Genomic DNA, 6,889 nt, shown 5'->3' with positions numbered 1-6,889 from the left:
TTACTTGAACGGGTTAATTGGAAATCAGAGACAAGCTGCCTGAGTATAATTACTCACTACAAAAGTGACATACTCCCCAGCACTACCGTGTCCCAAGTGTGTTTTAGGATTAAACTCGCAGTCCGACATTGGTTTCAACCCCTGCCGGAGTGCGGATTTAACCGCCGGGAATTAATAAGAATTAAAAAAAACTAACACTTTCGGAAGATGCCACAATATTTATTTATGATAAAAATATAGACGTTTGTCTAAACCGTGCATTAAACCATTTCACAAGCACCGAAATATTCTAATCAATACCAAAAAAATCATGCAATTTGTCCCCAAAACAATCCCCGAAATTCAACCAGAAATCATACCCGTTAAAGAATCACCGCCAGAACTTGTTACTTTCGATGTCGGCGGGATGAAATGTGCCGGCTGCGCGAAAGCTGTGGAACGCCAACTCATGCAGTATTCAGGCGTAATTTCAGCTTGCGTTAACTTGGCCGTAGAAGTCGCGACGGTTGAGTGTCAACCGGGGACTGTCGATGCAGAAGCTTTAGCGAAAAAGTTGACTGATAATGGATTTCCCTCTCAGTCTCGTTCAGGTGAAAATCAGCAGGAAGCAGAAGCGACAACAATTGAACGGCGGCGGCAAGAAATTCGACAGCAAATCAAGCAATTGACGATCGCCCTTATTCTAATTATTCTATCCGGTTTAGGTCACGTACTCGGCACAAAAGCCCCAATTCTCAGCAATATTTGGTTTCACTGGGGACTCGCCACCCTAGCATTGCTGCTACCGGGCCGCCCGATTATCGTTGACGGGTGCCGCAGTTTGTGGCGAAATGCACCCAACATGAATACTTTGGTAGCTTTAGGCGCTGTTACAGCTTACACCGCTAGCAATGCCGCGCTGCTGTTTCCACGGATGGGATGGGAGTGCTTTTTTGACGAACCGGTGATGCTGCTGGGCTTTATTTTGTTGGGCAAAACTCTGGAACAGCAAGCCAGACGGCGCGCTGCATCAGCTTTGCAAGCTTTAATCGCATTGCAGCCTGCGAAAGCCCGCTTAGTTGATTTTAAACTCCCCAGCTTAGATTTGCGATCGGAAGAATTGCCTTTAGACTCGACATCTGCGGTCTACGATCCACAATACATTGAAATTCCAGCCGATCGCGTCCGAGTCGGAGAATGGCTGCAAGTTTTGCCAGGGGAAAAAATTCCGGTAGACGGCGAAGTTTCCGAAGGCAAAACAACCGTAGATGAGTCGATGCTGACTGGCGAATCGATGCCGGTTTTGAAGCAACCAGGAGATACTGTGGCGGCGGGAACTATCAATAAATCCGGGGCAATTGTGATGCGGGCAACTCGCACCGGTCAGGAAACAACTGTAGCTCAAATGGTGGCTTTGGTGCAGGCAGCCCAAACTCGCAAAGCGCCGATTCAAAATTTAGCTGATACTGTCGCGGGATATTTTGTGTATGGGGTAATGGGGATATCGCTTTTAACTTTCCTATTTTGGTATTTTGCCGGGACTCATATTTGGCCTTCTGTGCTTTTAGGACACGCGGCAATGAATATGGGACACGTGGCAATGAACATGGGAAATCAATTGCCAATTATCCATTATCAATCGCCTTTGCTCTTAAGTTTGAAATTGGCGATCGCAGTTTTAGTTATTGCTTGTCCTTGCGCTTTGGGACTGGCTACCCCAACAGCAATTTTAGTCGGTTCTGGCATCGGGGCGGAGCGCGGACTTTTAATTCGCGGTGGTGATGTTTTAGAACGGGTTCATCAATTAGATACGGTGGTTTTTGACAAGACTGGCACTCTGACAACCGGAAATCTCACACTCACAGATTATTTGCCGATTTTCCAGAATTCGGAGTGGGATTTGAACTCAGATATTAATGTTGGCAACAGGCAAGATGCCTCTTCCACAATTGATGGAGTTTCTGGCGACAAAGAAGATATTTGTTCCACAATTGATGGATTTTCTGGAGAGAAACAAAATGTTAGTTCCATAATTGATGGATTTTCTGGAAACAGGCAAGATGTTTGTTCGACAATTGATGGAGTTTCTGGAGACAAACAAGATGTTTGTTCGACAATTAATGGAGTTTCTGGCAGTGCCGTTGACTCAAAACTGCTGCAAATTGCGGCGGCGGTGGAAAGGGGCGCTTGTCATCCCATCGCCGCAGCGATTTTGCTGGAAGCTCAACAGCAAGGTTTGCCACTGCTAGCTGCTGAGGATTTCTGCACGGAACCGGGCTTGGGGGTTTCTGCTTTGGTGGAGGGCCGGCGGGTGTTCGCGGGGAATGCCCAGTGGATGAAGGAGCAGGGGGTCGCTGTGGCGACGGAATTGTCGGGGTCTTGCAAAGGCAAAACGGCGGTTTACGTGGCTTCTGGGGGCGTTTTGCTGGGGGTAATCGGGCTAAAAGATACTCTGAGGCCGGATGCTAAGGCGGCGGTGGAACGTTTGCGGGGCATGGGATTGCGGGTGATGATGCTGACGGGAGATACAGCGTCTGCTGCGGCGGCGACGGCGCAGCAGCTAGATTTGACGGCGGCTGATGTTTTGGCCGGGGTGCGGCCGGAGGGCAAGGCTCGGGCGATCGCGACTTTGCAAGCCCAAGGCTGTAAAGTGGCTGTGGTGGGGGATGGTATCAATGACGCCCCGGCTTTGGCTCAAGCTGATGTCGGTATCGGTTTGCACTGCGGCACGGATGTGGCAGTTGAGACTGCTCAAATTGTGCTGATGCGAAATGCTTTGATGGATGTTGTTGAGTCGATCGAGCTCGGACGTGCTACTTTCAACAAAATTCGCCAAAATTTATTTTGGGCTTTTGGTTACAATACTCTGGGAATTCCGGTTGCAGCCGGTCTTTTGCTGCCTGCAACCGGAATTATACTCAGTCCTGCGGCGGCCGGAGCATTTATGGCGTTTAGTTCTGTTAGCGTTGTGACAAATTCTTTGTTTTTGCGCCGGGGATTTCGAGCTTCAATTGATGGATGACAAATAAAAGTAGGAGGTCATCGGTCATTAGTTAGAAATTAATGACTGATGACCTCCTCCCAAGAGGGAGACAAACCCCTCACACCAGGAGTCGAGAGCCAAGAAGTTTCGACATTAGTTAGATCCCTCTGATTCATCTGTAGAGTCAATCGAAAATCTCACACCTCAAATTGACTGACTGATGGCTACAGTGCCATACTTTCCAAGAGCCGCCAATTATTGTTGTTCATAATTGAACGACTGACTAGCTCGAACATTTGACGGCAGTGGTTGTTGGTTTGCAGTGGCAGTTCCTCGTTTTTAATCACGAAGTTCATGCGAACCTCTGAGTCGCTAGCCGTGTTTTTCTCAATTAGGACTTCTGCGGTGACAAGTTTGGCAATCGAAACTTGACCGGGAAGTTCGCGAGCCATGACGGAATCTCCTGTATTGTAGATAATATCAAGATTGCATGACTCTAAAATTTCAATCAGGGACTGACGGAGACGGTCGATCGGAACGGCAACGATAAAAAAACCAGTATAGCGAGCCATAGACAACTCCAGCCGTGAGGCATTTAGACTTTATTATCATACCGAACCTAGAAGAGATGCACAGAACAATATGGATTTATTTTATTCCGGTGGGAAGTTAGGGCAATGAAGGGCAAACTTATCGTGTTTGAGGGGGTTGAAGGTGCGGGTAAAACTACGCAAATGCAGCGGCTGATACATTGGCTGCAAGCAAGTTGCTTTCTGACAGTCCGGTTGGTGGCTACTCGCGAACCGGGGGGTACTGAGTTGGGAAGGGGACTGCGACATTTGCTGTTAAAACAAGATTCGGGGGAATTGGTATCGGATCGAGCAGAATTACTGATGTACGCTGCGGATCGCGCTCAGCACGTTGAAACTTTTCTCAAACCCGAGTTATTGAAGGGAACGATTGTTTTGTGCGATCGCTTTACTGACTCTACGATTGCTTATCAGGGCTACGGCCGCGGTCTTAACTTAAATTTAATTAAACAGTTGAATGAAATTGCCACCGGCGGCTTGGAAAGCGATCTGACTTTATGGCTGGATATTAATGTGGAGGCGGGTTTGGCGAGGGTAAGGGCTCGGGGAGGGTGCGATCGGATCGAGCAAGCTGATTTGGGGTTTCATCGGCTGGTGCAGCAAGGTTTTGCGGAGTTAGCCGGGGAAAATGGATCTCGAATTGTCCGTATCGATGGCGATCGCCCTGAATATGAAGTCGCTCAGGAAATTCAAACTATTGTAACTCGCAAATTAGAAGCTTGGGGATATTCAAATAATACCATTTCTGAAAAGTAAGGTCACATAATCTGTAGAGAAACGCCAATTCCCTGTCCGGCTCCGGGAAATTACAATTTAACATTATTAACTAAAAACAATTATTTAGCAGTCCGTTAAAACACAATAAGCTTTGGGTTCTCTTCATAAACATGGATTATTTTACATCATTAATCGGACAAAAGCAAGCAGTAGAATTGCTAACACAAGCAGTCGAGCGAAACCGAATTGCTCCTGGTTATTTATTTGTCGGCTCTAACGGCATCGGCAAAAGTTTAGCGGCTCAGTGTTTCATTGAGCTTTTCTTCTCAGCCAATCTTCCCGAAACCAGACTAATAGCCTCCGTGCAAAATCGCGTGCGGCAGCGAAATCATCCAGACTTGCTCTGGGTAGAACCAACTTATATGAACCAAGGCAAACGGCTTACACCAAAGGAAGCAGAGGAAGCCGGTTTAAAGCGGAAAGCACCACCACAAATTCGCTTAGAACAAGTTCGAGAAATCGGTGATTTTCTCAGCCGACCACCGCTAGAAGCTGCGCGTTCAGTCGTAGTTTTGGAACAAGCAGAAACAATGGGTGAGGGAGCTGCTAACGGCTTGTTGAAGACATTGGAAGAACCGGGAAAAGCAGCGATCGTTTTAATTGCTCCGACAGTGGAAGCTTTGTTGCCCACTTTGATTTCCCGCTGTCAAAAAATTCAGTTTTCTCGGCTGAATTCCGAAGCAATTGCACAAGTTTTGCAGCAAGCGGGATTCGCGGAGATTTTATCCCATCCCGAGGTAATGGGGATGGCTCAGGGAAGTCCTGGCGAGGCAATTTCTATTTGGCAGCAACTGCAATCTATACCCGATGATTTGCTGCAAAAGGTGAAGCAGTTGCCTCAAAATCTGCGGTCTGCTTTGGAATTGGCCAAGGAAATTGATAAAACTTTAGATACTGAATCTCAGTTGTGGTTAATTGATTATTTACAGCACTGTTACTGGCAGCAATTTTTGGCAGGGGGAATTAGTCGATCGCCCTTAGAACCCTTGGAAAAAGCACGACAATATTTGCTAAACTACGTACAGCCGCGATTAGTTTGGGAATGCACACTGATGGGGATATGTCAAGCATAACCTAGTGCCAAGTTTTATCTCAATACGATGAGTAACACGATGGAAAAAGCCACATTTGCCGCCGGTTGTTTTTGGGGAGTTGAACACAAGTTTCGCACCGTTGCGGGTGTTGTCTCGACTTCTGCGGGCTACACAGGAGGTCACTGGCCCAATCCCTGCTACCTGGATGTTTGCGCCAGAGTCACCGGTCACGCTGAATCTGTGCTGCTAGAGTACGATCGATCGCAGGTGAGTTACGAAACACTGCTAGATGTATTCTGGAACTGTCACGATCCAACCCAAATCAATCGCCAAGGCCCCGACAGAGGCGAACAGTACAGGTCTGTGATTTTTTATCACAATTGGGAACAAGAAAAAGCCGCTCGCCTCTCCAAACAAAAATTGCAAATTTCCGGTAAATACGACAAAGATATTGCCACCGAAATCAAACCTGCTTGTGAATTTTATATGGCAGAGGATTACCACCAGCAATATATTGAGAAGAAGCCGCATTCGTCAGATGTCATTAGTTAAAAATTAGGCAGACGCGACAAAAAATAAAATATCGTAGGGGCGGGTAAGGCAATGATCTATACTAGCCGCCAGTTTATTATTAATTAATGCAAAACCCTGCCTCCCCACGCCATGTTTATTTCCACCTATAGCAATCCTAAATCATTATCATGATTATGGTACAATTATATGCAATACTAGATGATGACAAAAAAAATGAATAACTTACAACTGCCACAAAAAGATATGGACAAAGAAATAGCTTCTTTACAATCTTTCATTAAAAGCGATATCGATGCCAGAGAACTCAAACGAGCAATAGCTGATCCGATCAGGGTAAGAGCATCTCAATTAGGCTTGACATAAGGGATGAGAAGAATCTAAAGTCTTGTCAAGAAAAGCCGAACTGAGAACCTGAATCATATAATTATTATCCATAGCAGTCCGTTTCATTTTTTGTCTAAGACTACGTTGGTAAGTCCGTTCGCGATTGAGAGCATTAAGAGCCAAGCGGCGCTTGCATCGCCAAATTACTGGGACTATGGAAAGAGCGAATGCGGCAAGAATCCGAGCGCAAAAGTACAATCAAGAATCCAATGAGCCTGGTTTTCAATTCCCCAATGTTTTCGGATTGCCCGACCAATAAGTTGAGCATCGCTGTGTAAAGAAGTCAAATAAAACTGAACTTCGCGAGTAGTTTTGTTCCAGAGATGACGGACTCGAACAACCATGACAACGCTTTGAAGTCCCGCCCATAGTCGAGGTTGGTAAAGATGCAGGGTAAGCGCATCTAATTTTGTATTTAAAAATACAGATTATTGGACCAACTTGTAGATTGATAGAGACAATTTGAGTATCAAAGATGTTATGTAGTATGCTTGTAAGAACAAAGTGTCTATCTTACTTAACAGGTCAGTCTGGTAGTGCTAAACAAGTAATGATGTGTTGTAGTGATGGATGAAATACCAAATTGCACCAATGTGATTTTCCAAGGA

General features: G+C 46.0%; 6 protein-coding genes and 1 pseudogene. 5 read left to right on the top strand and 2 right to left on the bottom strand.

What is annotated here, in order from left to right; genetic code table 11:
* Positions 1-310: 310 nt before the first annotated feature.
* The gene (locus QUA78_RS31205; protein ID WP_333399214.1) at positions 311-3,001 is read left to right on the top strand and encodes a heavy metal translocating P-type ATPase; all 2,691 of its coding nucleotides are present in this window, start codon (positions 311-313) and stop codon (positions 2,999-3,001) included.
* Positions 3,002-3,186: 185 nt separating this feature from the next.
* On the opposite strand, the gene QUA78_RS31200 is transcribed toward QUA78_RS31205, so the two are convergent.
* Positions 3,187-3,534 carry a hypothetical protein gene (locus QUA78_RS31200; protein WP_190659999.1) on the bottom strand — a complete coding sequence of 116 codons (348 nt, stop codon included), beginning with the start codon at positions 3,532-3,534 and terminating at the stop codon, positions 3,187-3,189.
* 105 nt (positions 3,535-3,639) lie between these two features.
* On the opposite strand from QUA78_RS31200, the gene tmk reads away from it, so the two are divergent.
* The 4 genes from tmk to QUA78_RS31180 all read left to right on the top strand — a co-directional run bounded on the left by tmk (position 3,640) and on the right by QUA78_RS31180 (position 6,260).
* On the top strand, positions 3,640-4,308 hold the full coding sequence (tmk, locus tag QUA78_RS31195; protein ID WP_333306833.1) for a dTMP kinase: 669 nt from the start codon (positions 3,640-3,642) through the stop codon (positions 4,306-4,308).
* 131 nt (positions 4,309-4,439) lie between these two features.
* Positions 4,440-5,402, top strand: a complete 963-nt coding sequence (locus tag QUA78_RS31190) for a DNA polymerase III subunit delta' (RefSeq protein WP_333306835.1) — start codon at positions 4,440-4,442, stop codon at positions 5,400-5,402.
* 39 nt (positions 5,403-5,441) lie between these two features.
* Positions 5,442-5,915, top strand: a complete 474-nt coding sequence (gene msrA, locus QUA78_RS31185; RefSeq protein WP_333306837.1) for a peptide-methionine (S)-S-oxide reductase MsrA — start codon at positions 5,442-5,444, stop codon at positions 5,913-5,915.
* Between the two features lie 195 nt (positions 5,916-6,110).
* Complete coding sequence (locus tag QUA78_RS31180; protein WP_333306839.1) at positions 6,111-6,260, top strand: hypothetical protein; 150 nt, start codon at positions 6,111-6,113, stop codon at positions 6,258-6,260.
* Here QUA78_RS31180 and QUA78_RS31175 read toward each other — a convergent pair.
* Positions 6,246-6,667 (bottom strand): annotated as a pseudogene (locus QUA78_RS31175) (ISAs1 family transposase); the annotation flags it as partial. The gene QUA78_RS31180 and the pseudogene QUA78_RS31175 overlap by 15 nt on opposite strands.
* Between the last annotated feature and the right edge of the window lie 222 nt (positions 6,668-6,889).

The sequence above is a fragment of the Microcoleus sp. K4-B3 genome (assembly GCF_036704615.1).
GTDB lineage: Bacteria > Cyanobacteriota > Cyanobacteriia > Cyanobacteriales > Microcoleaceae > Microcoleus.
This window is presented reverse-complemented; position numbering and strand designations above follow the sequence as displayed.

Bases quoted from the DNA above. Each gene is read 5' to 3' on its own strand.
- tmk (WP_333306833.1), top strand. From the start codon at position 3,640: ATGAAGGGCAAACTTATCGTGTTTGAGGGGGTTGAAGGTGCGGGTAAA.
- QUA78_RS31190 (WP_333306835.1), top strand. From the start codon at position 4,440: ATGGATTATTTTACATCATTAATCGGACAAAAGCAAGCAGTAGAATTG.
- QUA78_RS31205 (WP_333399214.1), top strand. From the start codon at position 311: ATGCAATTTGTCCCCAAAACAATCCCCGAAATTCAACCAGAAATCATA.
- QUA78_RS31200 (WP_190659999.1), bottom strand. From the start codon at position 3,534: ATGGCTCGCTATACTGGTTTTTTTATCGTTGCCGTTCCGATCGACCGT.
- msrA (WP_333306837.1), top strand. From the start codon at position 5,442: ATGGAAAAAGCCACATTTGCCGCCGGTTGTTTTTGGGGAGTTGAACAC.
- QUA78_RS31180 (WP_333306839.1), top strand. From the start codon at position 6,111: ATGAATAACTTACAACTGCCACAAAAAGATATGGACAAAGAAATAGCT.